The 26,527-nt window shown below is 58.9% G+C and carries 28 protein-coding genes and 1 pseudogene; 21 read left to right on the top strand and 8 right to left on the bottom strand.

The genetic code is table 11. The features are described 5' to 3' along the window. Positions 1-6 precede the first annotated feature (6 nt). Positions 7-477 carry an Lrp/AsnC family transcriptional regulator gene (locus QZ196_RS00395; RefSeq protein WP_296422711.1) on the top strand — a complete coding sequence of 157 codons (471 nt, stop codon included), beginning with the start codon at positions 7-9 and terminating at the stop codon, positions 475-477. Positions 478-519: 42 nt separating this feature from the next. On the opposite strand, the gene QZ196_RS00390 is transcribed toward QZ196_RS00395, so the two are convergent. Next, positions 520-1,743 (bottom strand): Coenzyme F420 hydrogenase/dehydrogenase, beta subunit C-terminal domain, encoded by a 1,224-nt coding sequence (locus QZ196_RS00390; protein WP_296422709.1) that lies wholly within the window; start codon positions 1,741-1,743, stop codon positions 520-522. A 137-nt stretch (positions 1,744-1,880) separates the two neighbouring features. Here QZ196_RS00390 and QZ196_RS00385 point away from each other — a divergent pair, with 137 nt between their 5' ends. The 6 genes and pseudogenes from QZ196_RS00385 to QZ196_RS00360 all read left to right on the top strand — a co-directional run bounded on the left by QZ196_RS00385 (position 1,881) and on the right by QZ196_RS00360 (position 7,974). Beyond that, entirely contained in the window at positions 1,881-2,903 is a 1,023-nt protein-coding gene (locus tag QZ196_RS00385) for an aspartate-semialdehyde dehydrogenase (protein WP_296422707.1), read from the top strand. A gap of 53 nt (positions 2,904-2,956) precedes the next feature. Continuing rightward, on the top strand, positions 2,957-3,388 hold the full coding sequence (locus QZ196_RS00380) for a transposase (RefSeq protein WP_296422705.1): 432 nt from the start codon (positions 2,957-2,959) through the stop codon (positions 3,386-3,388). After that, positions 3,352-3,657, top strand: coding sequence for an IS66 family insertion sequence element accessory protein TnpB (gene tnpB / locus QZ196_RS00375; protein ID WP_296422703.1), 306 nt, complete (start codon positions 3,352-3,354; stop codon positions 3,655-3,657). The genes QZ196_RS00380 and tnpB overlap by 37 nt, the downstream gene beginning before the upstream one ends. 64 nt (positions 3,658-3,721) lie before the next feature. Continuing rightward, a pseudogene (locus QZ196_RS00370) lies at positions 3,722-5,255 on the top strand (IS66 family transposase); the annotation flags it as partial. Positions 5,256-5,731: 476 nt separating this feature from the next. Continuing rightward, a complete protein-coding gene (locus tag QZ196_RS00365) occupies positions 5,732-7,390 on the top strand; it encodes a DUF4139 domain-containing protein (RefSeq protein ID WP_296422701.1) in 1,659 nt (552 codons plus the stop codon). Between the two features lie 110 nt (positions 7,391-7,500). After that, positions 7,501-7,974, top strand: a complete 474-nt coding sequence (locus QZ196_RS00360; protein WP_296422699.1) for a hypothetical protein — start codon at positions 7,501-7,503, stop codon at positions 7,972-7,974. A gap of 58 nt (positions 7,975-8,032) precedes the next feature. Here QZ196_RS00360 and QZ196_RS00355 read toward each other — a convergent pair whose 3' ends face one another. Then, positions 8,033-9,682, bottom strand: a complete 1,650-nt coding sequence (locus tag QZ196_RS00355; RefSeq protein ID WP_296422697.1) for an electron transfer flavoprotein-ubiquinone oxidoreductase — start codon at positions 9,680-9,682, stop codon at positions 8,033-8,035. 203 nt (positions 9,683-9,885) lie between these two features. On the opposite strand from QZ196_RS00355, the gene greA reads away from it, so the two are divergent. Genes greA through QZ196_RS00310 form a run of 9 tightly spaced genes read left to right on the top strand, consistent with a single transcriptional unit; the run spans position 9,886 to position 17,116 of the window. Next, positions 9,886-10,356 (top strand): transcription elongation factor GreA, encoded by a 471-nt coding sequence (gene greA, locus QZ196_RS00350; RefSeq protein ID WP_296422695.1) that lies wholly within the window; start codon positions 9,886-9,888, stop codon positions 10,354-10,356. A gap of 14 nt (positions 10,357-10,370) precedes the next feature. Further along, a complete protein-coding gene (locus QZ196_RS00345) occupies positions 10,371-11,327 on the top strand; it encodes a hypothetical protein (RefSeq protein WP_296422692.1) in 957 nt (318 codons plus the stop codon). 3 nt (positions 11,328-11,330) lie between these two features. Then, positions 11,331-12,260: an AEC family transporter gene (locus QZ196_RS00340; RefSeq protein ID WP_296422690.1), complete on the top strand. Its 930-nt coding sequence runs from the start codon at positions 11,331-11,333 to the stop codon at positions 12,258-12,260. Positions 12,261-12,297: 37 nt separating this feature from the next. Continuing rightward, a complete protein-coding gene (gene fghA, locus QZ196_RS00335; protein WP_296422688.1) occupies positions 12,298-13,128 on the top strand; it encodes an S-formylglutathione hydrolase in 831 nt (276 codons plus the stop codon). Beyond that, a complete protein-coding gene (locus tag QZ196_RS00330; RefSeq protein ID WP_296422686.1) occupies positions 13,125-13,577 on the top strand; it encodes a YaiI/YqxD family protein in 453 nt (150 codons plus the stop codon). Before fghA ends, QZ196_RS00330 begins: the two co-directional genes overlap by 4 nt. Positions 13,578-13,610: 33 nt before the next feature. Then, the gene (locus tag QZ196_RS00325; protein WP_296422684.1) at positions 13,611-14,573 is read left to right on the top strand and encodes a DMT family transporter; all 963 of its coding nucleotides are present in this window, start codon (positions 13,611-13,613) and stop codon (positions 14,571-14,573) included. A 30-nt stretch (positions 14,574-14,603) separates the two neighbouring features. After that, on the top strand, positions 14,604-15,227 hold the full coding sequence (locus QZ196_RS00320; protein WP_296422682.1) for an HAD family phosphatase: 624 nt from the start codon (positions 14,604-14,606) through the stop codon (positions 15,225-15,227). Beyond that, the gene (locus QZ196_RS00315) at positions 15,224-16,135 is read left to right on the top strand and encodes an ornithine cyclodeaminase (protein WP_296422680.1); all 912 of its coding nucleotides are present in this window, start codon (positions 15,224-15,226) and stop codon (positions 16,133-16,135) included. The genes QZ196_RS00320 and QZ196_RS00315 overlap by 4 nt, the downstream gene beginning before the upstream one ends. A 54-nt stretch (positions 16,136-16,189) precedes the next feature. Next, positions 16,190-17,116, top strand: a complete 927-nt coding sequence (locus QZ196_RS00310) for an alpha/beta fold hydrolase (protein WP_296422677.1) — start codon at positions 16,190-16,192, stop codon at positions 17,114-17,116. A gap of 169 nt (positions 17,117-17,285) precedes the next feature. Here the strand turns inward: QZ196_RS00310 and QZ196_RS00305 are convergent, their stop codons facing one another. Next, the gene (locus QZ196_RS00305; protein ID WP_296422675.1) at positions 17,286-18,524 is read right to left on the bottom strand and encodes an MFS transporter; all 1,239 of its coding nucleotides are present in this window, start codon (positions 18,522-18,524) and stop codon (positions 17,286-17,288) included. Between the two features lie 93 nt (positions 18,525-18,617). Here QZ196_RS00305 and zapE point away from each other — a divergent pair, with 93 nt between their 5' ends. After that, positions 18,618-19,673 (top strand): cell division protein ZapE, encoded by a 1,056-nt coding sequence (gene zapE, locus QZ196_RS00300; RefSeq protein WP_296422673.1) that lies wholly within the window; start codon positions 18,618-18,620, stop codon positions 19,671-19,673. Here zapE and QZ196_RS00295 read toward each other — a convergent pair. The 3 genes from QZ196_RS00295 to QZ196_RS00285 all read right to left on the bottom strand — a co-directional run bounded on the left by QZ196_RS00295 (position 19,670) and on the right by QZ196_RS00285 (position 21,666). Then, positions 19,670-19,978: a transcriptional regulator gene (locus QZ196_RS00295; protein WP_296422671.1), complete on the bottom strand. Its 309-nt coding sequence runs from the start codon at positions 19,976-19,978 to the stop codon at positions 19,670-19,672. The two genes, zapE and QZ196_RS00295, sit on opposite strands and share 4 nt — an antisense overlap. A 1-nt stretch (position 19,979) precedes the next feature. Then, positions 19,980-20,957 (bottom strand): sodium-dependent bicarbonate transport family permease, encoded by a 978-nt coding sequence (locus QZ196_RS00290; protein WP_296422670.1) that lies wholly within the window; start codon positions 20,955-20,957, stop codon positions 19,980-19,982. A gap of 61 nt (positions 20,958-21,018) precedes the next feature. After that, positions 21,019-21,666 (bottom strand): carbonic anhydrase, encoded by a 648-nt coding sequence (locus QZ196_RS00285; RefSeq protein WP_296422668.1) that lies wholly within the window; start codon positions 21,664-21,666, stop codon positions 21,019-21,021. Between the two features lie 114 nt (positions 21,667-21,780). Between QZ196_RS00285 and QZ196_RS00280 the strand changes: the two genes are divergently transcribed. From QZ196_RS00280 to QZ196_RS00270, 3 genes are all read left to right on the top strand, one after another. Further along, on the top strand, positions 21,781-22,197 hold the full coding sequence (locus QZ196_RS00280; protein ID WP_296422667.1) for a hypothetical protein: 417 nt from the start codon (positions 21,781-21,783) through the stop codon (positions 22,195-22,197). 69 nt (positions 22,198-22,266) lie between these two features. After that, positions 22,267-23,646 (top strand): M17 family metallopeptidase, encoded by a 1,380-nt coding sequence (locus QZ196_RS00275; protein WP_296422665.1) that lies wholly within the window; start codon positions 22,267-22,269, stop codon positions 23,644-23,646. Beyond that, entirely contained in the window at positions 23,643-24,455 is an 813-nt protein-coding gene (locus tag QZ196_RS00270; RefSeq protein WP_296422664.1) for an NlpC/P60 family protein, read from the top strand. The genes QZ196_RS00275 and QZ196_RS00270 overlap by 4 nt, the downstream gene beginning before the upstream one ends. Here the strand turns inward: QZ196_RS00270 and QZ196_RS00265 are convergent. Beyond that, on the bottom strand, positions 24,452-24,787 hold the full coding sequence (locus QZ196_RS00265) for a DUF2794 domain-containing protein (protein WP_296422661.1): 336 nt from the start codon (positions 24,785-24,787) through the stop codon (positions 24,452-24,454). The genes QZ196_RS00270 and QZ196_RS00265 overlap by 4 nt on opposite strands. A gap of 210 nt (positions 24,788-24,997) precedes the next feature. After that, a complete protein-coding gene (locus tag QZ196_RS00260; protein WP_296422659.1) occupies positions 24,998-25,261 on the bottom strand; it encodes an I78 family peptidase inhibitor in 264 nt (87 codons plus the stop codon). A 110-nt stretch (positions 25,262-25,371) separates the two neighbouring features. On the opposite strand from QZ196_RS00260, the gene QZ196_RS00255 reads away from it, so the two are divergent. After that, positions 25,372-26,484: an S-(hydroxymethyl)glutathione dehydrogenase/class III alcohol dehydrogenase gene (locus QZ196_RS00255; RefSeq protein WP_296422658.1), complete on the top strand. Its 1,113-nt coding sequence runs from the start codon at positions 25,372-25,374 to the stop codon at positions 26,482-26,484. Positions 26,485-26,527: the final 43 nt, after the last annotated feature.

The following is a 26,527-nucleotide window of genomic DNA, read 5'->3' as shown; positions in this document are numbered from 1 at the left end:
CGTCACGTGGAAATCGACAGTATTGATCAGCGAATCCTTGAGGTTCTGCAACGCAAAGGGCGCATGTCCAACGCGGAGTTGTCCGAAGTGGCCAACCTGTCTGCTTCGGCTTGTCATCGCCGGGTGCAGCGGTTGGAAAAAGACGGCTATATTCGGGATTATGTCGCCCTGGTGGATCCGCGCAAGGTTGGGCTTCCTACGACAGTTTTCGTCGAGATCACGCTCAGCGGTCAGGCCGATGAGGTTCTGGATGCGTTCGAGCGTGCGGTGGCCCGTGTGCCTGATGTGTTGGAGTGTCATTTGATGGCGGGCACGGCAGATTACCTACTCAAGGTCGTTGCCGGCGATACCGAGGATTTTGCGCGTATCCACCGGCGCTATCTAGCGACGCTGCCGGGTGTGGCGCAGATGCAATCATCGTTTGCGCTGCGGACGGTTCTGCAAACCACCGCCCTGCCGGTTTCGACGCGGTGGTAGGGTGAAGGATTTTCCAGAAAATAGTTCTGCGGGCCAAAATTTTTAGTTATTTTGGCCGTCCGCACGGTGGCGTTCGTCGCCTTCGGGTTCCAGACCGTAGGGTGCGGCAAGATTCCACACGTGATCGGGCACCATGTTCTTGATCTTGGCGGGCGCTTCGCGCCGCAGATGCAGGATGGTTTCCGCTGCTTTCATCTCGACCCGGGCACGGGCAAATTCCAAGCCACGCGGCCCAATTCTGGGCATCAGCCAGCCCATGATCCCACGCATGAAATCCGGCATGCGGCGCAGCGGCAGACCCCCGGCGGCAAGCCGGGTGTTGGCGATGAAGCCTTTCACCGGGCCGGCCCGTTTGCCATGGGACGCGGGGGTATTCAGCCGCACTTCAGCGCCAAGCCCGTCCAGCATTTCCTGACCCCGCGCGTTGCGCACGATCAGCCACTGATCCCCCTCTCCGGCCATGTAGCCCACGGTAATATCGGCGAGGCGGTTGGTGTAATCCACACATGTCCGGCAGGTCACCGGAAAGAAATCGGGTGGCAGATCAGAGATGGGCAGCTTGAGAAAGGGGATTAATCGGGTCGTGCCGTTCTGGAACCGCAGTTCGACGTGATAATCAGCCCGGAATTCCAGATAGGTGACCGTGTCGGGCGCATCGGTCAGCCGCGCCAGAAATCCGTGAAAATTTTCCGTCGTCGTGTTGTCGGAACACGGCGTGCCGATCACGTAGATGCGATCAAAATCGAGTTTCCGTTCGAGCGCGCGCAGGGCATAAATCTGGCAGGGAATGCCGATGACGGCGATCCGGCGATGGCCCGCAGCCCGTGCCGGTTCAAGCAGCGCCAGCAATGGGGCATAGCCCATCCGCATGCCTCGGGCCTTGGCCATATCGGCGGGGTCCGTGATCAGGGCCGGTTGCGGGCGCCAGCGGTCGGCGTCATCTGGGACCACCGCCAGAACGGCGTCTATCTGGCCGGTTTCTAGCAACCTTTCCGCCAGCCGGGTCGTAAGCCCGGTCCATTGCGCGCCTTGGCGGGCGGGCGTGAGCGCCGCGCGGTACATCGCACCTGTCACGCCAAAGAATGCCTCGTCGCCATCGGTGGTCGCCGTCCGACCGTGTACCTGTGTTTCGAGCTGCGGATAATCGGGTTTGATAAACTGGCAAGCCTTTCCGCAAGCGGATGCATCGGCCATCCGTGACACGCCGCAATCGGTGCAAAGTCCGCGTGGGGCAGGATCGCGAAGAGGCGGAGATATTGATGTCATGCAGTCACCCTATCGCGGCGGTGCAAAGTGTCTAGCGGGATTTACAGGTGGTCGGTTGCGGGTGTTGCTGCACCACCCCCTTTCCCTTGCTGCCGCAGCACTGTAATAGGCCCCTGTTGCAATCAAGGAGCCAACCAATGGGCTACAGAATCGTCGTTGTCGGTGCCACGGGCAACGTGGGTCGTGAAATGCTGAATATCCTTCACGAGCGGACTTTTCCGGTCGATGAACTGGCCGTACTTGCCAGCCGTAAATCGCTGGGAACCGAGGTCAGCTTTGGCGATAGAACCCTGAAGACCAAGGACCTTGATACCTTTGATTTTACGGGTTGGGACATGGCCCTGTTCGCGGTCGGCTCTGATGCCACCAAGAAATATGCGCCGCTAGCGGCCAAGGCGGGCTGTGTCGTGATCGATAACTCTTCGCTGTATCGCTATGATCCAGATGTGCCGTTGATTGTGCCGGAAGTGAACGCGGGTGCAATTCATGGCTATTCCAAGAAGAACATCATCGCGAACCCGAATTGTTCGACTGCGCAGATGGTTGTCGCGCTCAAGCCGCTGCATGACCGTGCCGGGATCAAGCGCGTCGTTGTCAGCACCTACCAGTCGGTATCGGGTGCCGGCAAGGAAGGCATGGACGAGTTGTGGAACCAGACCAAAAGCATCTACAATCCGACCGACAGCAAGCCGCCCACCAAGTTTACCAAGCAGATTGCGTTTAACGTGATCCCGCACATTGATGTCTTTCTGGAAGACGGCACCACCAAAGAAGAATGGAAAATGGTTGCCGAGACCAAGAAGATTCTTGATTCTAAAATCAAGGTGACGGCCACATGTGTGCGTGTGCCGGTCTTTGTCGGCCATGCCGAGGCGATCAATATTGAGTTTGAAGAGCATCTGGACGAAGCAGAGGCCCGCGACATCCTGCGTGAATCACCGGGTATCATGGTGATAGATAAGCGCGAAGATGGCGGCTATGTCACGCCTGTCGAATGTGTCGGTGACTATGCAACCTTTATCAGCCGCATCCGTCAGGACAGCACGATCGACAATGGGATCAACCTGTGGTGCGTGTCGGACAACCTGCGCAAAGGGGCGGCCCTGAATGCGGTCCAGATCGCAGAAACGCTGGGGCGCGAGTGCCTGAAAAAAGGGTGACCCGATTGGTTATCTGAAAAAGGGGGGGCCTGTGGGCCAGCCCCTGACACTAAATGTTGACAAATCCCTCCAAAGTCATTGGCGAGGGTTTTGTGGGGCGGTGCGAGGTCGTGGAACCTCGACGGCGCGGCAAGCGGCATTGGCCGGATGATGTGAATGCGCGTATCGTGGCTGAAAGCCTGCAGCCCGGTGCCCGGGTCGTGGACGTCGCGGCGCGCTACGACATCCTGCCTCATCATTTGTCGGATTGGCGCCGTCATGCGCGGCAAGGTCATCTGGCTCTGCCCGAGCAGTTGATGGACGCGCTGCACGGATCGGGAATGAAAGCGCGGCCGCCCTGGTGCTGGCACTGCGGGGTGCATCGTGGTTATTGCCGGACAACGTCTGCCAATCCTCACCGCGACAAAGCCCCCTCTCGCGCATGCAAGCATGCGCTGCCGGGCAGCGGGTGGACTTCCGTTCTGGTCACAATGCGTTGGCGCTGATCGTGCAGACTGAACTGAAGCTTGATCCGCATTCCGGTGTGACAGTTGTGTGCCGTTCCAAGCGTGGCGACAGGCTGAAGATCCTGGTTTGGGATGGAACGGGTCTGGTGCTGACTTGTAAGGTTCTGGAGCAGGGTAGCTTTGCCTGGCCGAAGGTTCAGGATGGAACGATGCGGCTGTCGCGGGCGCAGTTTGAGGCTTTGTTCGAGGGGCTGGATTGGCGTCGTGTCATGGCGCAGCGGGTGCTGACGCCGACTGCGGCAGGATAACTGACCTGGTTGTTTCTGGCGTTGTTTTATTGGGCCTTCCTGCTGCTATTTGGTATGAAAGCTCATGTCGCAGCCCTTCGTTCTCAACCAGTTTCCAGACCTGCCGCCCGAGGTGGTGCAAGCTTTCTCGGCGCAGCAGAAGGCGCTGGAGCATACAAAATTTGAGGCCTCTGTCGAGCGCGCAGCCCGCCAGCACGAGCAGGCCTTGGTCGCCGAGAAAGAGGCATTCATCAGCGAGCTGAAAGCGCTGATCGAGAAGCTGGAAGGCCAGGTTCAGGATTGTCGGCGCACCAAGTTCGGGCCGAAATCCGAGAGGCTGGACCCCGCGCAACTGGAGTTGGCATTGGAGGACCTGGAGACTGCGATTGCCGAAACGCAGGCCCAAATCGAGGCCGTCGAAGAAAGACTGGCAGCTAGCGCCACCGATCCTGAGAAGAAGGCTCTGCGCAAGACACGCAAAGCCCGCCGCGCATTGAGCGTGTGACTAAGCCAGACCGCATTGCCTGCCCTTGTGGCTGTGGCGACATGGTCCGCATCGGCGAGGACCGGAGCGAACGGCTGGATTACATCCCGGCAAGCTATCAAGTGATCGTCTCTGTCCGCCCGAAATACGCCTGCCCCAAGGGGTGCGCGGGGGGGGGGTGGTGCAGGCGAAGGCACCGGCGCACCTGCTGGAGGCAAGCTGGCCGACAGAGGCGCTTCTGGCGCAGATCGCCGTCTCTAAACATTCCGAACACATGCCGCTGAACCGGCAAGCCGTGGTCATGGCCCGGCTCGGGGTGCTGATCGACCGCTCGGTGCTGGCCGACTGGATGGGTCGGACCGGCGCGTTGATCGCCCCCGTGGTCGACCACCTGGCCAAACGGCTGATGACGGACAGCACACGGCTTTATGTTGATGAGACCACGGCCCCCGTGCGGGATCCCGGGCGCAAAGGGGAATATGCCGCCGAAATATTGCACGGCTTCAACGGCACGATCCAAGTTGATGCTTACGGCGCCTATACTCATTTTGCCACGCTAAAGCGCACGGGCGGCGATCCATTGCGGCTGGCGTTCTGCCGGGCACACGGGCGGCGCAAACTGATCAAGGCCAAGCCCAAGAAGGGCTCGCCCATCGTGGACGAGGCGCTGTTGCGCATCGCAGCACTTTACAAGATTGAAGCTGAAATCCGTGGTTCGGATCCTGATCAGCGCCGGGCCGCCCGCCAGAGCCCGTCCCGCCCCTTGGTCGATGCATTCTTGACTTGGCTGGCAGCCCAGGCTGCGCGCGTCTCACGCAAGTCAGAACTCGGGGAGGCCATGGCGAATATGTTGCGCCGGGAAGAAGGCTTCCGGCTCTTCCTTGACAATGGCCGCGTCGACATCGGTTCCAATTTGGTCGAAAATGCCATCTGCAGCCCAGCCATGAACCGTCGAAACGCACTTTTTGCGGGACACGATGGGGGCCGTCGTAATTGGGCCCGCTTCGCCAGTCTGATCGGCTCCTGTAAGATGAACGGTGTCGAGCCCTATGCCTATCTGCGCGATATCTTCATCAGGCTCGCCAACGGCCATCTCGACAAGGACATCGACGCGTTGGTGCCATGGGCCTACGCCCAGCGGCCAGATGGCTCGTCAGGGGATCGTCTCGTAGCCCCTGACGGGCTACCAATAGACCTCAGCTTCACGCGATCGACCAAACGCAACTGAAAAATAAGTGGGCCGCGGCCGCCGCTTACGACAAATTCTTCCTCCGTTCAATTGAGGGTTAAGCGAGGTGTCGAAGGTAATGTTTGCCACAATGCGGCCAACAGAAATGTTTTTTCAAAATTTAGCGTCAGGGGCTGGGCCTTGATGGCCCTCTTTTTTTTGTGGCTTTGTTGCAGATTCGATCCCATGTGCCTGGCAGGACAAGCTGAGGTTACGGGTTTGGGGGTGCGGTGCTGGCATCCTTGGGCGGGCTGACACAATCCGTGCGGAACAGATCAGGCCATCGCGGACGGTCACGAAAGAGTATGCATGCCCGCAAAGCAATGGTCCATCGTGGGTCAAAGGTGTATGACTTGATGAGCGACATTTGCAGGAGAGCCCATATGTACCGTCCCATATTGACCGCCAGCCTGATTGCGCTGGGCACGCCCGCCCTTGCAGATACGATCACGGGTCAGGCCCGTGTCGATACTGTAACCATCTATCCCGGTCAGGCGACTGTCAGCCGTGATATCGTGCTGCGCGTCCCGGCGGGCCGTCATGATATCGTTGTGCCGGGTTTGCCGCGCCACCTTGATCCGCAGGGGTTGCGTGTTGTTGCGCCGGGTGGGGTGCAGATTGGGGCCGTCAATCTGGCCTTTGACCGGTTGCCCGTCACGCCTGATCAGACATCGCCCGCCATTCAAGCGGCCAAGGCCGAAGTCGAGCGTCTGCAAGAGGTTCTGCGCCAGCGCGACGTGTCCATTGCCGAAATGCGGTTGCGGGTGCAGGCCGCCGATGACCAGATTGTTTTCTTGCAAAGCCTGTCGCAGGCCAGCGCGGGCGAAACCCTGACCAGCAGCACGATTGCCGATATTCAGGCACTGGCCCAGATGGTCGGCAGTGAAACCCTGCGCGTCCGGCAAGACGCCTTTGCTGCGGAACAAGACGCCCTTGCCGCCGAACGTGCGCGGCAGGACGATGCGGATGCGTTGGCGGATGCGCAGCAGGCGCTTGATGCGCTGTTGGCGCCCGAAAGTGATGGTTCTGTCCTGACCTTTACCCTTGATGCGGCGACCGCGCAGGATGTGACCATCACGGTTAGCACGATTGAAGGCTTTGCCACTTGGACGCCGGTCTATGATGTGCGGTTGACGACGGGGGATGCGCCCAGGCTTGCGGTGGAACGCTCTGTCGTGGTCAGTCAGGTGACGGGGCAGGACTGGCTGGACGTTAACCTGATCCTGTCGACGGCCCGCCCGGAGGAGCAGATCGCGCCGAGCGAGGTTGTGGCCTATCCCCGGCGGATCATTTCCAAAGATGACCTTGAGCAGCGGCGCGATGCGGAGGTGTTTGACCAAGCGGTCGGCACTCTCCAGCGGTCAGTTACGGAGGCGCCGGCGGTGATGGCAGAGGGTGCCGCGATCAAGGTGACGGCTGATTTCAGCGGTGCGACGGTAACCTACAGCTACCCCGGTACTGTCGATATTCGCAACGGCGTGGATGATTTGCGGCTGCCGCTTGATACATTGGATTTCGATGCGCGCCTGTGGGCCGAGGCCGCGCCCAGCCGTGATCCAATTGCCTATCGCGTGGCAGAGTTTACCAACACGACGCAGGAAATCCTGCTGCCGGGTCAGGCGCTGATCTATACCGACGGCACGATGATCGGATTTGCAGCGCTGCCGTTGTTGGCTGCCGGAGCGGACACGCAGATGGGCTTTGGCCCGCTGGATGGCCTGCGTCTGACCCGCGTTGTGCCGAACCGGACCGAAGGCGATGTTGGCGTGTTTTCAAGCGCGAACCAGTTGAAAGAGGCCGCAATCATCGAGGTAGAAAATCTGACTGGGCAGGATTGGGACGTGCTGTTGCGCGACGCGGTGCCGTATTCCGAACAGGATGATCTGCAAGTCACTGTAGCTGCGGTTCCACCCGTCACCCGGACCGATCCTGACGGGCGGCGCGGTATTCTTGAATGGGACCTGCGTGTGCCTGCCGGGACCAAGCAAGAGGTTCGTTTGGACTACACCCTGAAGTGGCCGAACGGTTATGTGCTGCGGTAGATGCGTGCGTGTCGGGTATGTCTGTCAGCCGACACGCGCACCAATCATTGCAACGCGCAGGACACTGCACAAGAGTCTCTGCAAAGGCGGAAAACGGCAAGGTGAATTCTATGAAGGTCATATCCAGCAGCCCGGATTCCTTGGTTCTTCAGTCACGCCCGCGCGTTGCGATCATTTTTCTGGCCGGTATGACGTTGGGCTTTCTGGCTTTGACGGGACACGCGATTTCCATCGGTGAGTGGCTGGCTTCAGCTATGACCTTCGCGCTATTTTTGATCCTGGGTGCGGCCTTAGTTTATTGCGTCGAATGGGTCACTGTTCGTCTGAATGCAGAAAGTGATCGGATCGAAATCCACAGACGGGGCTGGCGTGCGGCACAGACAGAAACCTATGCCTTGTCCCGTCTCTCTGACATTGCTGTCACCTCTGATATAGATGGCGGGGTCGGAGCCATGGTATGGACATTTACCGATACCTCTGAACCGCTCGCACTGCCGCTGACGCAACATGGCGAACTGCCAACCTACGAACAGGCACAGGCCCTTGTCGACCGGATAAACGACTGGCGTAGCCAATATGCCTGATTTTTCAACAAGGTAGGTTGAAACCCACCTGACGGCGTGCGGCTGCCGTGCCTGCAGATCACATATTCGGATAGTTCGGCCCATCGCCACCCTGTGGGACCGTCCATCTGATGTTCTGGCTCGGGTCCTTGATGTCGCAGGTTTTGCAATGCACGCAGTTTTGGAAGTTGATGACAAAGCGGGTGTCTTTGCCGGCCTCTTCGACAAACTCATATACGCCTGCAGGGCAGTAACGCGCCGAAGGACCGGCATATTTTGCCAAATTCACGCTGACCGGTACGTCTGGATCAATCAGATGCAGATGCGCAGGCTGGTTTTCTTCGTGGTTGGTGAAGCTGAATGATACATTCGTCAACCGATCAAACGACAGCGTCCCGTCCGGCTTGGGGTAGTCTATTTTTTGGTGCTTGTCCGCCGGTTCCGTCGCCGCCGCGTCTGTTTTGCCGTGGCTGAGGGTGCCCAGAACGCCGATGCCAAAGGTGTTCATCCACATGTCCAAACCACCGATCGCCAGTGAGGCTGTCAGCCCATACTTTGACCACAAGGGTTTGACATTGCGGACTTTTTTCAGGTCATCACCGATTGGCCCCTTGCGCACTGCCGCATCGTAACCATCAAGCAGATCGCCACTGCGGCCCGCCTTTATGGCATCTACCGCCGCGTTGGCGGCGGCGATGCCCGACAGCATTGCGTTATGGTTGCCCTTGATGCGGGGTACGTTGACCATACCCGCCGAACAGCCCAACAAGGCGCCGCCGGGAAACGCGAGCTGTGGCATTGATTGCAGGCCGCCTTCGGAAATGGCGCGGGCCCCGTAAGCGACGCGTTTGCCGCCCTTGAGAAGTTCGGCAACCATCGGGTGATGCTTGAACCGCTGGAATTCCATGTAGGGAAAAACGTAGGGGTTTTTATAGTTCAGGTGGACCACAAAGCCGACGTAAACCTGATTATTATCTAGGTGGTAGATGAAAGACCCGCCACCTGCATTACTTTCCAGCGGCCAGCCCATTGTGTGGGTCACGGTGCCTTCCTTGTGCTTTTCGGGGTCGATTTCCCAGATTTCCTTCATGCCCAGACCGTATTTCTGAACATCATGACCGGCGCCCAGATCGTACTTGGCGATGACCTGTTTGGACAACGATCCGCGCACGCCTTCGGATAGGAAAACGTACTTGCCGTGCAGTTCCATTCCAGGTTCGTAGTTCGGGCCGGGGGTGCCGTCGGTGTTCTTGCCAAACTCGCCAGCAACGACGCCTTTGACTGCTCCGTCTTCGCCATAAACCAGTTCTGAACAGGACATGCCGGGGAAAATCTCGACCCCCATTTCTTCGGCTTGTCCGGCCATCCAGCGGCAGACATTCCCCATCGAAACGATATAGTTGCCGTGATTGCTCATCAGGGGGGGCATCACGAAATTGGGGATGCGCATCTGGCCTGCCGCGCCCAACATGTAGAAATTGTCTTGTTTCACGGGCACGGTAATTGGCGCGCCTTTCTGTTTCCAATCGGGGATCAGCGTGTTCAGGCCGATCGGGTCCAGCACCGCGCCCGACAGGATATGCGCACCAACTTCTGACCCTTTTTCAAGAACGACGACATTGAGATCTGAATCAAGCTGCTTCAGGCGGATCGCCGCCGACAGACCCGCTGGACCGGCACCCACGATGACGACATCATATTCCATTGCTTCGCGTTCAATCTGTGTCATCAATAATTCCTTTGGTCGGGCGGGCGGCGGCCCTTTTATTCGGTTGCAGCAAAGGTTAGCTGAAGGCGTATAAAGGGGCAATCAAGACACGACGTCAAATCGGTCTGCCGCGACAGTGAAGCGCGGCGGGCACTTGACTTTGACATGCCCACATAGGCTATGAACGTTCGATTGATATATTTCGTCCCCGGAGGGAAAGCACGATGGATAAGATCCCACTGACCCGCGCCGGGTTTGACAAGCTTGACGCAGAGCTGAAGCATCTGAAATCGGTTGAACGACCGGCGATTATCCGCGCTATTTCAGAGGCGCGCGAGCACGGCGATTTGTCCGAGAACGCGGAATATCATTCGGCCAAGGAAAAGCAGTCGTTCATCGAAGGCCGTGTGAAAGAGCTGGAAGGCGTGATTTCATTGGCTGACGTGATCGACCCTAAAAAGCTGTCGGGTACGATCAAATTTGGCGCGACTGTGGAATTGCTCGACGAAGATACCGATGACGAAAAGACCTATCAGATTGTCGGCGAATACGAGGCCGATATCGAGCGCGGCAAGCTGAACATGAAATCGCCGCTTTCGCGTGCCCTGATTGGCAAGGACGAAGGCGACAGTGTTGAAGTGCGCACGCCGGGTGGTGTGCGCAGCTACGAGATTCTGAAAATTACATTCAAGTAGAAGGTGCGCATGGTATGGCGCGGCAAGATGGTAGCGAGCAGACGAGCGGAGCCGAAGGTCTGACCGGGATCGACGTGATTGCCGTTGCGCTGGCGCTAAGCTGGGTCGCGGGGTTGGGCGCATTTTTTTGGCTGGTGCCGCCGGTGGCAGAGCCGGGTGCGCCATTTGACGGCCTGCGTTTGGTCGTGATGCTGATGGCGATCTTTATGCCCGTCGGATTGATCGGTGTGGCTGCTGTGGCGGCCCGGTCTGCGCGGATTCTGCGTGTGGAATCCCAACGCATGCAGGCCGCCGTTGATGCGATGCGCCGGATGTATCTGGCTGATCGTGCGCCCAAATCAGAAGCTTTGTTGACGGGCGAACAAGCGTCTGAGCCTGCGCCGACGCGGTTTGCATCGCGTCGCGAGGTTTCAAGGCTGATAACGCCGCAGCCCGCACCGCAAACACAAGGCGATCAGCCAACGCTTGCGCTGGACCCTGCACCACAAGACAGCGCGCCGCCGCTGTCGCGCGCCGATATGATCCGCGCCGTAAACTTTCCCGAAGATGAAAACGACGCCGAAGGTTTCGCGGCGTTGCGACGCGCGCTGAAGGATCGCAATGCGCGCAAATTGGTCCAAGCCAGTCAGGATGTGCTGACGCTGCTGTCACAAGACGGGATTTATATGGATGACCTGCGCCCCGACCCTGTGTCTGCGGATGTCTGGCGCCGCTTTGCCAAGGGCGAGCGGGGGCACGCCGTGATGGGGCTGGGTCTGATCCGCGATGGTGCCGCACTGGCGCTGGCAGGTGCGAGAATGCGTGAGGACACGATTTTCCGCGATGTTGTGCATCATTTTCTACGTTGCTTTGACCGCATGGTTGCGTCGTTCGAAGCGGACGCAACTGATACTGATCTTTTGGCCATGGCAGAAACGCGCACGGCCCGCGCGTTTGTCCTGATGGCCCGCGCAACTGGCACGTTTGACTAGGCGATGTTGGATATCTTTCTGAAAACGCTGCCGTTTTTCATGCTGATCGGGCTGGGTTACGGCGCTGGCCGGACCCGGTTCTTCACGCCCGAGGCGACGGCGTTTTTGACGAAGTTCGTCTTTTACTTTGCCTTGTCGGCGATGCTGTTTCGGTTTTCGGCGAACCTGAGCTTGGGTGATATTCTGGATTGGCCGTTCGTGCTGGCCTATGTCAGCGGCACGTCCGTGATCTATGTCCTTGCGACTTTGGTTGCCATGCGCCGCCGGTTATCGGTGGCCGAGGCGGCAGTCGAGGCGCAATGCGCCGTGATCGGCAACGTCGGGTTTTTGGGCATCCCGATGTTGGTGTTGCTGTTGGGAGAGGCCGCGATTGGCCCGGTCATGATGGTGTTGGCCGTCGATTTGATGGTGTTCGGCAGTCTGATCGTGATTTTGATCACCGGGTCGCGCGGCGGCGGTATGAATTGGCAGGTGCCATTTACGGTAGCGCTTGGTTTGGTCAAAAACCCGATGATCGTATCCATTGCTCTGGGGCTGGCGGTGTCCGCAAACAACATTCCCGTGCCAGTGCCGATCAACGAATTCATGACCCTGTTGGGCGGTGCCGCGACACCCGGAGCGTTGTTCGCAATTGGTGCGTCGCTGGCCACGAAATCAGCCGAAAGAGTGGGGGTCGCCGGGTGGTTGAGCCTGTGCAAGCTGGTGCTGCATCCGATGGCCGTCGCGGTTGCTGCCTTGGTGATCTTTAACGTCGATCCGTATCCTGCGGGTGTCATGATTGCGGCAGCATCGCTTCCTGTGGCGGGCAACGTGTTCATGATTGCGCAACATTATGCGGTCGCTCCGGCCCGTGTGTCGGCCGCGATTTTGCTGTCGACTGCGGCAAGTATCGTGACGGTATCATTGGTTATCGCATGGGTGACAACCCTGTGAGGGTGCGGTAGCTCTAGGACAATTGAAAGGGACCAGCATGAAAACCATATCTGAGAACCGTTGTTTTGGTGGCACGCAAGGGGTTTATTCCCACACGTCGGTCAGCTGTAACTGTGAGATGACATTCGCGGTTTTCCTGCCAGAGGAGGCCGCCCTTGGCCCGGTGCCCGTGCTGTGGTTTCTGTCGGGCCTGACCTGTACCCATGAGAATGCCATGAACAAGGCGGGCGCACAGGCATGGGCTGCCGAACAGGGGATTGCGCTGGTGTTCCCCGATACATCGCCGCGCGGCGACGGTGTGGCGAATGACGACGCATATGATTTGGGTCAGGGTGCCGGATTTTATGTCAACGCGACGCAGGACCCATGGCGGCCGCATTTCCAGATGTGGGATTATCTTGCGACGGAATTGCCGACGTTGCTGGGCGATCATTTCCCGCTTGATATGGCCCGGCAGGCGATCACTGGCCATTCCATGGGCGGCCATGGCGCGCTGACGTTGGCGATGTCCTTGCCGGGGCGGTTTGCGTCCGTTTCGGCATTCGCGCCGATCTGCCATCCGACCCACAGCGATTGGGGCCGCAAGCAGTTCACGGCCTATCTTGGCGCGGATGAGATAACCTGGGCGCCGTATGATGCGACCTTGCTGATGCACGGGCAGGGGTTTGATGGGCCGGTGCTGATCGACACGGGCACGGCTGATCAGTTTGGCGATCTGCTGGGCACGGAGCATATGGCACGGGCGATTGCGGTGCGCCGCCAAGAAGGCACGGTCCGCCTGCAAAAGGGCTATGATCATTCGTATTTCTTTATCTCGACCTTCATGGAAGACCACGTCGCCTTCCACGCAGAGGCGCTTTACGCATGATATACGTCGATGCGGATGCGTGCCCGGTCAAGGCCGAGGTAGAACGTGTCGGCACGCGTCATAAATTGCGGATGTTCGTTGTGTCGAACGGGGGGATTCGTCCGTCGCAAAACCCGTTGGTCGAAACGGTTGTCGTTCCCGATGGGCCGGACGTGGCCGATATGTGGATTGCGGACCGCGTGACAGTGGGCGACGTCGTGATTACGGGCGATATCCCGCTGGCGGCGCGCTGTATCGAAAACGGCGCGCTGGTGCTGAAGCACAATGGAGAGCCGCTGACCCAAGCCAATATCGGGAACGTGCTGGCCACCCGTGATCTGATGGCGGATATGCGCGCCGCCGATCCGTTCCGGCAAGGCGGGGGTAAGCCGTTTAGCAAGGCCGACCGCGCCCGTTTTCTGGATGGCTTGGAACGTGCGGTGCGGGCAGCCGCGTCGCAAAAGGGATAGACAGATCGCCAACCTGCTGCGAAGCAGGGCGACATGATACGTATCGCCAATATGCCACCGGCCACGCTGGGCGCGCTATGCGCCGCGATTTCCGTCATCTTCTTTTCGACAAATGACATGGCGATCAAATTTCTGAGCGGTGGATATGCGCTGCATCAGGTGGTGCTGATCCGATCGGTGATCGGGCTGGTGGTGATCCTTGGGCTGATTGCGCCGTTGACCAGCGGCTGGGCCATTGCCCGAACCAAACGGTTGCGGATGCATATGTTGCGGGGGCTTTGCGTCGTTTTCGCGAACATGACGTTTTTTCTGGGGCTTGCGGCGATGGACTTGGCCGATGCGGTGGCGATTTTCTTTGTTACACCGCTGGTGATCACGATCTTTTCGGTGATTTTTCTGGGTGAAACTGTCGGCCTGCGGCGTTGGTCGGCGATTGCGATAGGGTTTGTCGGCGTGCTGGTCATGATGCGGCCGGGCACTGCGGCGTTTCAGTTGGCGTCGCTGTTCCCATTGGCGGCGGCTTTTTTCTATGCGGGAATTCATATTATTACCCGCCGGATCGGCCCCACGGAATCCGCCGCGACGATGGCGTTTTATATCCAGATCACGTTCATCATCGTCTGCGTGGCCATGGGGCTTGTCGTGGGGGACGGGCGCTTTGGTGATCAGGCGGATCCGTCGATGGAGTTTCTACTGCGCGCCTGGAGCTGGCCTTTGCCGGCAGATTATCCGATTTTTGTGTTGATCGGCATAGGGATCGGCATTGGCGGTTTTCTGATCAGTCAGGCCTACCGCGTGACCGAGGCATCATACGTCGCACCTTTTGAATATCTCGCGCTGCCGATGGCGGTGATGTGGGGCGTCATGATTTTTGGCGAATACCCGCAGTTTTCCGACTATGCCGGGATGGTGCTAATCCTTGGGGCGGGGCTGTTTTCGGTCTGGCGCGAGGCGCAAGTCGGGTCACCCGGTTTACAGCGCCCGCTGCGCCGCTAATGTGAGCGCGACACTCGGTAGGGAGCGATGATGCCAAATGTGAACGCCGTGATCTTTGACATCGGCAATGTGCTGATTGAATGGCAGCCAGAGCGGTTTTACGACAGCGTCATTGGCGCTGACCGCCGCCGCGCGATGTTTGCGGCGATTGATCTGCATGGCATCAATGACGTGGTTGACCGTGGCGGCAATTTTCACGACACGATCCGCGCCGCCGCCGAAGCGAACCCCGATTGGCATGATGAGGTGCTGATGTGGCATGACCGGTGGATTGATATGGCAGCCCCGGCCATTGATCATTCCGTCCGGTTGCTGCGGGCCTTGCGGGCTGCGGATGTCTCGGTCTTTGCGCTGACCAATTTTGGCATTCAGACGTTTGAAATCGCCGAACCGGTTTATCCGTTCTTGGGCGAGTTCGACCGGCGCTACATCTCGGGGCACATGAGGGTGATAAAGCCAGAAGCGCAGATATATGAAATGGTCGAGCAGGATTGCGGGTTGGACCCCGCGACATTGTTGTTCACCGATGACCGCGTTGATAATATCAACGTAGCAGCTGCGCGGGGCTGGCAGACGCATTTGTTCGACGGGTCCCATGGCTGGGCTGATCGGCTGGTTGCTGCTGGCGTATTAAGTAGGGAGGCGGCCGAATGACTGTGACGATCCCCTTTGCCGAGGGCGAGGCGAACCTTGACTGGCTCGCGCTGACCAAAGCGTTGGCCGAGGGGCATAAGTATCCCAAGGCTGATGTGGCTGATGTGTTTTTATATGAAGGCGCGAATACCCTTTTGAACCGCTCTGCCTGGATTGCGGGTATGGGGCTTGCGGTGAAATGCGCGACAATTTTTCCGGGAAACAAGGCGCTGGGCAAGCCTGCCATTGGTGGGGCGGTCAATCTGTTTTCGGGTCAGGATGGAACGCTGGAGGCAATTCTGGACTTTCATCTTGTGACCAAGTGGAAGACGGCGGGCGACAGTCTGCTGGCCGCGACCCGATTGGCGCGACCAGATAGCCGCGACATCTTGATCGTGGGGGCCGGCACCGTGGGCCAGTCGTTGCGCGACGCCTATGCCGCCGCTTTTCCAGACGCGCGGTTTACGATTTGGAACCGGTCACCTGAGGGCGCGCGCGCGTTTCAGGACGCCAACCGCGATGTGGCGATCGCCGATGATCTTGAGGCCGCGGTGCGGTCCGCCGATATCGTCACATGCGCGACCATGTCGACTACCCCGTTGGTGAAAGGTGCGTGGCTGCGACCCGGCCAGCATATTGATCTGATCGGCGCCTACCGGCCTGACATGCGCGAGGTCGATGATGCGGCATTGCAAAAATCCCGTATATTCGTGGACAGCCGGGCCACCACAATCGGCCATATCGGCGAGCTGAAGATTCCGATTGCGGCTGGGGCGATTGGCGAAGAAGACATTATTGCAGACTATTATGAACTAGATGCGTTCAAGCGCTGCAGTGATGACGATATCACAGTTTTCAAGAATGGTGGTGGTGCCCACCTTGATCTGATGACCAGTCGCTACATTCTTGCCGCGTGGCACGCGCGCTAGGCGGATGTTTCGCACTGTCAATTGAATGCCGGCCGGAAAAGGAATTTTGCGTTTATGTGGTATGTTTGGATACTTGCCATTGCGTTGATCGGCATCGTTGCGATGGCGCCGTTTCTGATTGAGCGGCTGCGACCCACAATTGGCACATCGCAGCGGCATGGTGCGGACGGTGACTTTGCCCAACTATCGCAGGGGCTGACCCATTATCGCTGGGTTGGTCCCGCGCGGGGGCCAGCGGCGGTTGTTATTCACGGGTTGACCACGCCGTCTGTCGGCATGGACGAGCTGGCCGAGGGGTTGGGCGCGTTGGGGTATCGCGTGCTGGTGTATGATCTTTATGGGCGTGGCCTGTCGGATGCGCCGCTTGGGTTGCAAGACAGGGCCTTCTTTTTGCGCCAACTGTCCGATTTGCTGGCGCACCAGAACTTGATCGAAGAGATAACGCTGGTTGGTTATTCGATGGGGGCTGCAATAGCGACCGCGTTTGCGGCACAAAACCCGCACCGCATCAAACGTGTGATCATGCTGGCCGGTGCAGGTGTGGTGATGCAAGAAAGCCGATTTTCCGGATTTTGCCGCCGCACGCCTGTCTTGGGGGATTGGGTGCACGGTCTGTTTGCCCGTCGACGTATTCTTAAGACGATCCCTGCGCGGGCACGCCGACCAGAGGTCAGCAGGGTTTTTATGGCACAGCGCCACGAATTGCACAGGCGCGGGTTTTTGCCTGCGGTCCTGTCCAGTCGGCGGGGGATTCTGGCAGAGCGGCAAGAAAGCGAGCACCGCAAGTTGGGCCGCGACGATGTGCCTGTCGTTGCAATTTGGGCAGAGCGGGATCAGGTTATCCCGATCGAATCGCTTGGGTTGCTCGCCCAGTGGAATCGCGCCGCCCGGCAAGAGGTCGTGCCCGGTGCAGACCATGCATTGCCCTATACGCACAGTGCCGAGCTGATCGCGGCCATACGCGCGGCTTTGCGGGATTGATCAGGCCGGTCGGCGTCGCCGTCTGCCACCGGGATGGGCGATGACATGGCGCCAAGGGCGGCCAATCCAAACACGCAACCCACGACCGCGTTGTCCGGTAAAACAGGCCGTACGTGTAGACCAAGACCACGGTAATGGTCATCGGATCGATGAGCGGCGAACTGTTTTGCTAGGCCGTCGCGGCACGGCGCTGATTTTCGCGGATGGGCAGGTGTACGATCGCGCTGAACGCCCCGACCCCGACGCCAACCCACCAGACATGGGTATAGGTGCCGTAGATATCGTAGAGCCGCCCGCCCAGCCAGACGCCCATGAATGACCCGAGTTGATGGGAAAAGAACACGATGCCATAAAGCGTGCCCATATAGCGCAGCCCATAAAGGTGCGCGACAAGACCGGTTGTCAGCGGCACAGTCGCCAGCCACAGACTGCCCATGCCAACAGAGAACAGCAGAACTGTTGCGGGTGTCATCGGCGTCAGGATGAACGCAGCAGCCACAATGGTGCGTCCCATGTAGATCCCGGCCAGCAGGTATTTCTTGGGGTAATGTTTTCCGGCCCATCCGGCGAGAAGCGTGCCACCGATGTTCGCCAGCCCGATCAAAGAGATGGCAACGGCCCCAAGCGCGCTGGTGGTCGTTATTCCCATGCCTGACAGCGCGCTGGTCGGGCTGATTGGCCCGCACATTTCGGTCACCATTGCCGGAAAATGCGCCGTGATGAAGCCGAGCTGATAGCCGCACGAGAAGAAGCCCAGAAAGATCAACATGTAGGACGGGTCTTTGAAAGCGCGCACGAGGATCGTACGCATGCTTTCGTCAAGTGCTGCCTTTGAGGCGGTGACCGGGCTGCGCATCATGGGCAGGACCAGAAGTGTCGTCAGGATAAGGCCGGCAAAGGCCACAAACGTCATTTGCCATGTCATAAAGCTAAGCAGGTAGGCCGCGAGCGGTGCGCCAAACACTTGGCCTGCGGACCCTGCGGCGGTGGCAATCGCCAGTGCCATAGAGCGGTTTTCGTGCGATGCGGCCCGCCCGACAACGGCGAGGATAACGCCAAACCCGGTGCCTGCGATGCCAAAGCCCACCAATATTTCGTAGAATTGGTGTGCCTCCGGCGTGGTTGCACCGGATGAAAGCAATAGCCCGGCGGCATAGAAAAGCGCACCGGCGATGATCGCCTTGCGGTCGCCAATTTTCTCGGCGATCGCGCCGAAGATCGGTTGCCCGATGCCCCAAGCCAGATTCTGGATTGCAATCGCCAGACTGAAATCGGACCGCAACCAGCCGAATTCCGTTGCGATGGGGATTTGGAAAACCCCAAAGGACGCCCGGATCGCAAAGCCCGTCATGATGATAATGCAGCCTGCAATCAGGACCGGCGTGATAAGGGGGGCTTGGCTTTTCATCCATGCACTTGGCTTTTGCGCATGAGGATTGTCAATTGTCGAAAGCGCGATGCGTTGCTTTTCAATCTGGCGCGCGCGCGCTATCCAATCGCGATGACAATGCAAGATGCTTATAACGCCGCGCTTGCGGCTGGCACGCTGACACGTGATGAGGCGCAGGTTGCGGTCCTGCCCGAGCTTGAGCGTGTGCGCGCCGCACTGGCCGAGCCGGTCAAGCGCGGGGGCCTGTTTCGCAAGGCCCCGCCGCCGATTCCCGGTCTATATATGTGGGGCGGCGTCGGGCGCGGCAAATCCATGCTGATGGACTTGCTTTATGAACATGTCGATGCCCCCAAACAACGGCGCCATTTTCATGCCTTTATGCAGTGGGTCCATGCCGAGATGACGCAGGCGCGCAAGCGCGGTGTCGATGATGCCATTGCGCCGGTCGCTGCAAAGCTGGCGGGCGAGGTGCGGTTTCTGGCCTTTGACGAGATGCAGATCAGCGATATCACCGATGCGATGATCGTGGGGCGGTTGTTCGAGGCGCTGTTTGCGGCGGGTGTCGTTGTGGTGACCACGTCCAACAGGCTGCCCGATGATCTGTATAAGAATGGGTTGAATCGCCAGCTTTTCACGCCGTTCATCGCACTGCTCAAGCACCATATGGTCGTGCATGAACTGACCAGTGACACCGATTATCGCCAGGACCGCCTGGCTGGCACACCGACCTATTTTACCCCAATTGATGCCGCAGCCCGCACCGCGATTGCGCAAATCTGGCATGACCTGAGCGGTGGGCATTCGGCGCCTTTGATTTTGCATGTGAAGGGGCGGCAGGTTACGCTGCCAGACTATCATAATGGTGTGGCGCGCGCCAAATTCTTTGATCTTTGCGGTATGCCGTTGGGCGCTGCCGACTATCTGGCGCTGGCCGACGCTGTGCGTGTTTTGATACTCGAGGATGTGCCGGCCCTGTCGCGCAACAATTTCAACGAGGCCAAGCGGTTCGTTACATTGATCGACGCGCTGTACGAGGCCAGGGTGCAACTGATTTGTACGGCAGCTGCGACACCTGAAATGTTGTATCTTGAGGGTGAAGGCACGTTTGAATTTGAACGCACGGCCAGCCGCTTGCGCGAGATGCAGTCGGATGGTTGGGGTGGCTAGAACCGTTCGGCGCGCAACACCTGCGCATCGCTGATGCTGACCACGCCGATATGTTTTTCGACAACCGTAAATGCGGCATCCAACAGACCGTCCAAGCGTTCGGGCTTGATCAGGCAAACCACTGATACCATACCCGCGCGGCCCACCTGGCCTTCGCGGGTCCATTGGCCGGACCGGCCTGAACCGCCCAAGACGGGCAAGACGGTGTATCCGGTGACGCCAGCCTTGGTCAGCGCATCTGTCAGGCGGCGCTCCAGCGGGGCTTCGATCACGATTTCGACGCGCTTGGCGGTGTGGGTTTGCATATCAGCCTCCGGTCACAGCTTGGGCTGCGGCAAGGTACAGCGGGATGCCAAGCGTCAGGTTAAATGGAAAGGTTACGCCAAGGGAAAGTGTGAGGTAGATTGAGGGGTTCGCCTCTGGCAGGGCGACACGCATTGCGGCGGGGACCGCGATATAGCTGGCCGAGGCAGCAAGGATCATCATCAAGACGATTCCACCCAGCGACAGGCCGATCATCATGCCCATTGCCAGCCCGATTGACGCGCCGATCAGGGGCATCAAGATGGCAAACCCAATGGCGCCCAGTCCCAGCACCCCTTTGGATTGACGCAATCCGCGACCGGCAATCAGCCCCATATCCAACAAAAACAGGCACAGCACACCTTTGAAGGGGGCGACGATAAACGAACTGATCTCGGCCAATCCTTTTTCGCCGGTGATGGCCCCGATAAAAAACGCCCCGACCAGCAAGACGATTGAGCCGTTCAACAGAATTTCGCGCATCAGTCCCGGTTCCATCCGGCCAGTGCCACCGCTGCGCGCAACCAGCCACAGCGCCGATAGGATCGCGGGGGCCTCCATGACGGCGGCGATTGCGACCATGTAGCCTTCGGTGGCGATCATACGCCCTTCGAGCACGGACGTTCCGGCAACAAAGGTCACGATGCTGATTGACCCATAATGCGCGGCGACCGCGGCGGCGTCGATATTGGACAGGCCGGTCATGACCCGCAGCAGGGCAAAGGCAATCAGCGGCAGGCCGAACGACAGGATCACACCTGCAATCACGGACAGCACCAGCGTAGTGTCGACCCCGTGTGTGCTAACGGCAACCCCACCCTTAAAGCCGATGGCAAAGAGCAGATAGATCGACATGCCCTTGGCGACTGCTTCGGGGATGGTCAAATCAGACCGCGCGAGGGCAGCCGCCAGCCCCAGTGCAAAGCTGAGAATAATGGGTGAAATGAGGTTGGTTCCCGCGAGGGACAGGATTTCAGACATGATGACCCCAGGCAATTTCAATGTGTCCAGTGAGGGAACGTTGGTCTAGTTGCAAGGCTGTTCAGATGGCGGTGAAGGTATGTGTTGCGGGATCAAACGCCTCTAGCCCGCCTTCGCCGATGTCGTTCCACAAGCCATGGAGGGAAAGCATATCATCGTCGACGGCGCTTTTCACAAAAGGGAAGCTCATCAGGTTTTCCAACGAAATCAGCACCGATGCCTTTTCAAGTGCGCGCTTTCGCGTCGCCTCATCCCCGTCGGGCAGCGCGTCATAACCGGGGCGCAGGATATCCATCCAGCGACCGATAAAGCTGCTGGATTTCTCGAGATGCGGTGCGTTGCCCGCACACATATCATAACACCCTTCAACCCCGCCGCAGCCGGAATGGCCCAGCACGATCAGATGCGACACTTTTAGCGTGCCGATCGCGTATTCAACGGCGGCAGAGGTGCCGTGATATTCCCCGTCGGGGTTATAGGGCGGTACGAGGTTGGCGATATTGCGGTGAATAAAGAATTCGCCCTGATCGGCGCCAAAGATCGACGTGACGTGAACGCGACTGTCGCAACACGATATAACCATCGCGCGCGGGCGCTGGCCGTCTTCCGCAAGGCGCCGATACCACCCTTTGTTTTCTGCATATGTGGTGGCTTTCCAGCCGTGATACCGGGTCACCAGATAGCTTGGCAGCGGGCGCGCGTGTTTCATGTGCTGTGTTCCTTGCGACTTTGGTTTTAGATACGTTGCATTTTCTGGAATTTCGAGCGATTTTTCGTTTCCGCCTCAACCTTCTGGGAACCTTGATGCACTAAAACCCGGTATATGGAACATATCACACCTTTCTTGGCCCCGGTGCCCGAACCCGATTTGGACGTTATCGTTTTGCGCTGCAGTGATCAGTCGCATTTCGATCCGGCCCCTTTGAACCGTCTATTCGCGCAGAAAGATACTGCCGAAGCAGAGGAGGTTATTTGCCGCGTTCTTGAGGATATCGCCATGCGGCTTGATGTATTGCAACGGGGGCTGGCACATTCCGATTTCGCGGCCATGTTAAAGCCCGCGCGCCGGATCGGGCTGATTTCCGATCAGATTGGCCTGACCGAAGTGATGGCGTCCGCCAATCACGTTGTAACATGCCTGAACCAACGTGATGGCGTGGCTCTTGAGGCGACGGTTGCCCGTTTGGAACGCAGCTTTGATGTCGCGGTATCCGAGGTGTGGAATTTCCGCGACAGATAGCGACGGGGCTTGCGGCCAAAGGGCAAGAGGTTAGTCTGGCCAGCATACCCCAGCCTGACAGGATACCCCATGCCCCTTGCCTTCGCCCCCGAGTCTGACACGTCGATCCCGCTGCACGTTGTGGCTGCGGACGATGTTGATCAGACATTGGGCAGTTTGTCCGATATGGCGCGGGCCTGGGCCACGTCACAGGGTTTTACCGGTGAACTGGGGCAGGTCTTGACCATTCCTGATGCGCAGGGGGGGATCGCGCTGGCGCTTGTCGGTTACGGAACTGCGGCAAAGCGCGCGCGCGGCCGTTTTCATATCGGCACTGCCGCGCGCAACCTGCCAAAGGGGACGTATCACATCGCAAGCGGCCTGCAGGACGGTGAATTGGAAGAAGCCGCACTGGCATGGTTGCTGGCCAGCTACAGCTTTGATCGCTACCGCAAGCCTTCGTCTGCCATTGCGGGACTGATTGCCCCCGGCGGGGTCGATGCGCGCCGTCTGACCATTATTGCCAATGGCGAGGCGTTGACCCGCGATTTGATCAATACCCCCGCCTCTGACATGGGGCCTGACGAGTTGGAAGACGCGGCACGTGCGCTGGCGGGGGACCATGACGCCAGCATCAATGTCATCACGGGCGATGATCTGGTTTCGGCCAATTTTCCGTTAATCCATTCGGTTGGCCGCGCCTCGACCCGCGCCCCCCGCTTGCTGGATCTGCGTTGGGGTGACGCCGGGCCGCAGCTGACGCTGGTGGGCAAGGGGGTTTGTTTCGATACCGGCGGCCTGAACATCAAGCCCGGCGCGTCTATGGGCCTGATGAAAAAGGACATGGGGGGGGCCGCGACCGTGCTGGGGCTGGCGCATATGATCATGGGGCTGGGCCTGAAGCTGCGCTTGCGCGTGCTGATCCCTGCAGTTGAAAATGGCATCGACGGCAATGCGTTTCGACCGCAGGATATCCTGTCATCGCGTAAGGGGCTGACGGTTGAGGTCAATAATACCGATGCCGAAGGGCGGCTGGTGCTTGCCGATGCGCTGACGCTTTCGGACGAAGACAATCCCGATTTGGTGATCTCGATGGCGACCCTGACGGGCGCTGCGCGGGTCGCGGTCGGCGCTGATTTGTCGCCGTTCTTTACCGATGATGACGGCCACGCTGATGCGATTGCAAAGGCCGCGCGCGCGGTTGCCGACCCGGTTTGGCGGCTGCCTTTTCATGAACCTTACGAAACGATGATCGAACCGGGTATCGCCGATCTGGACAATGCCCCGAGCGGGGGGATGGCTGGCTGCATTACCGCCGCGTTGTTTCTGCGGCGTTTTGTCCAAAGCCCCTATGTGCATTTCGACATTTATGGCTGGCAACCCACCGCTGCGCCGTCGCGCCCCAAAGGCGGCGTTGGTATGGGCGCGCGCGCTGTGCTTGAAGCCTTGCCGCAGTTGCTGAACATATGATTGATCGCCGCCTGACGCCTGCCAACGCGCGGGTTGCCGCGATGCATTTGGCTGGGCAGGTCGCTGCGGCGGCCTTTGTAACAGGGTGGCCCATGATGGTGATGCGCCCGGTTGTGGATCTGTGCGCGACCGCTGGCGGCGCACGGGATCGTCAGCTTCTTCTGGGGGCCATCGTGACCGTCTTCGAAGATCACGCGGGTTGGTCGTTTGTGCAGGCGGTTGATGGTTACGTGGGTTATGTGCTGACTGATCAGCTTGGCACGCGCCACACGCCGACCCACTTTGTCGCAACGCCTGCCAGCCATGCCTATGCGGAAGAGGATATTAAATCACGCGACCTGATGGCGCTGCCATTGGGCGCACGTGTTCTGGTGACGGACGAGCGGCGGAAGTTCTTTGAAACCAGCGTGGGATTCGTGCCGAAAAGGCATTTGCGCCCCCTGGATCAACCGTTCAGCGATCCCGTTACGGTTGCGCAGATGCATTTTGGGGTGCCTTATCTTTGGGGTGGAAACTCGACCCGGGGCATCGACTGTTCCGGTCTGGTGGCTGCCAGCCTGCATGCCTGCAACATCCCGTGTCCGGCGGACAGTGACATGCAGCAGGTGCTGGGTCAGTCGGTGGACAGTGATCTCATGCGCGGCGATTTGGTGTTCTGGCGGGGGCATGTCGGGATGATGGTGGATGCGATGACGCTGATCCACGCAAACGCCCATCACATGGCGACCGCTTACGAGCCGATTGCCAATGCTGTTTTGCGGATCGAAGCGCAGGGCGGCGGTGCGGTCGTGGCGCGCAGGCGGCTTTAATCGACCGAGCGGATCAGTTTGCGTTCCAAGACGCGCAAAACCTGCGTCAGGTCGTTTCCGCGCTTGAGGACCTGTCCATCTATGGCGACCACCGCATATTGCCCTTGCTTCATGCGCAGCTTGGGGCGTTTTTCAACGCGATAGAGAGGATTTTCAGCCGTGCGCCGAAAGATGGAAAATATGGCCGCATCGCGGAGGCAGGAGATACCGTAATCACGCCACTCGCCCGCCGCCACCATACGCCCATAAAGACCAAGGATCACACCAAGCTCGGTTCGGTGAAAGGCGACCCGAGTGTCGGCGTGGAAATTGGACGGCGGAAGAACTGTCATACGCCACGGTTGCGCCAAATGCCCTGAAAATCAAGCACTGTTAAAAAGTGCCTTTATTATGCCGCGAAATAATCACGGTAAGGTCGCAGGCTTTACCAATTGGGAACACAAGCGAGCGGCAAGTTGGAGCCATGAAGAAGTTCATCCCGGTGCCGCGGCCAATAGCCCCCACCTAGTTCGCGACACCGGGACCTTCTGAATTCCAAAAAACTAGCCACAGGTGATCGCACTGATTTTTTCATCTGTGCGGATGGCAAAGTTGATGCGGCGTGGCCTGTCATCTTGTGTGACGACATCGTTGGGTCGGATGATGCGGACCATGCCCAAAATCAGCACCTTTTCCAGCGCTGTGACGTCCTGACCTATCAGGGTGGCGTGTTCGTTTGCGCCGCAGCTGTCCTGCATTTGTGGCGGTAGCGCTGGTGGTGGCGCGGCACATGCAGCGAGCAGAAAAAGGATTGTCAGATGTTTCATCGGCTTATCTTTCCGGTCAGCGCGCTGATTTTGCAAGCCGGTCGAGAGTGAACGGTTGAATTCCCGCCATCTTTAGCTGATCTTTGCCCCAAGCAATAGGAGAGATGAACATGCGGACGCGTGCAGCGGTAGCGATGGCAGCCGGCCAGCCACTTGAGGTGATGGAAGTGAACCTTGAAGGCCCTAAAGCGGGCGAGGTTTTGGTCGAAATCAAAGCGACAGGCATTTGCCACACGGACGAATTCACCCGGTCGGGTGACGACCCGGAAGGGATGTTTCCGGCCATTCTGGGCCATGAAGGTGCAGGTATTGTGCTGGAGGTCGGGGCTGGCGTGACCAGCCTGAAACCCGGCGATCACGTGATCCCGCTTTATACGCCGGAATGTCGCACCTGCGAATATTGTCTGAACCCAAAGACCAACCTGTGTCAGGCGATACGCACGACGCAGGGTGCGGGTGTGATGCCTGATGGGACCAGCCGGTTTTCCATGCTCGATGGCACGCAGATCCTGCACTACATGGGCTGTTCGACATTCGCCAACCATACCGTTTTGCCCGAAATCGCGCTGGCCAAGGTCCGCGATGACGCGCCATTCGACAAGATTTGCTATATTGGCTGCGGCGTCACAACCGGTATTGGTGCGGTGATCAATACCGCCAAGGTCGAAATTGGCAGCCGTGCGATCGTGTTTGGTCTGGGCGGCATTGGCTTGAATGTGATTCAGGGTCTGCGGCTTGCCGGTGCGGATCAAATTGTCGGCGTTGACCTGAACCCCGGCAAGATCAAGATGGCAACGCGCTTTGGTATGACTGACTTTGTGAACCCATCCGAAGTGACGGGTGATCTGGTTGCGCATCTGGTGGCTTTAACCGGTGGCGGTGCGGATTACACATTTGACGCAACGGGCAACGTGAATGTCATGCGCACGGCACTGGAAGCGGCGCACAAAGGTTGGGGCGAAAGCATCATTATCGGCGTGGCCCCCGCCGGAGCAGAGATCAGCACGCGGCCATTCCAGCTTGTCACCGGGCGCAGTTGGCGCGGCACGGCATTTGGCGGGGCGCGTGGCCGCACGGATGTGCCCAAGATCGTGGACTGGTACATGCAGGGCAAGATCGAGATCGACCCGATGATTACGCACAAGCTGAAACTGGAAGATATCAACAAAGGCTTTGATCTGATGCACGCAGGTGAATCGATCCGCGCTGTCGTTGAATTCTAGACTGGAACGCTGACCCGACAAAGGCCCGGCACTGATCCGGGCC

Origin of the sequence: Yoonia sp. (genome assembly GCF_017854565.1) — a bacterium.
Lineage (GTDB): Bacteria > Pseudomonadota > Alphaproteobacteria > Rhodobacterales > Rhodobacteraceae > Yoonia.
Note: the sequence above shows the minus strand (reverse complement) of the source record. Positions and strands in the feature narration are given on the sequence as shown.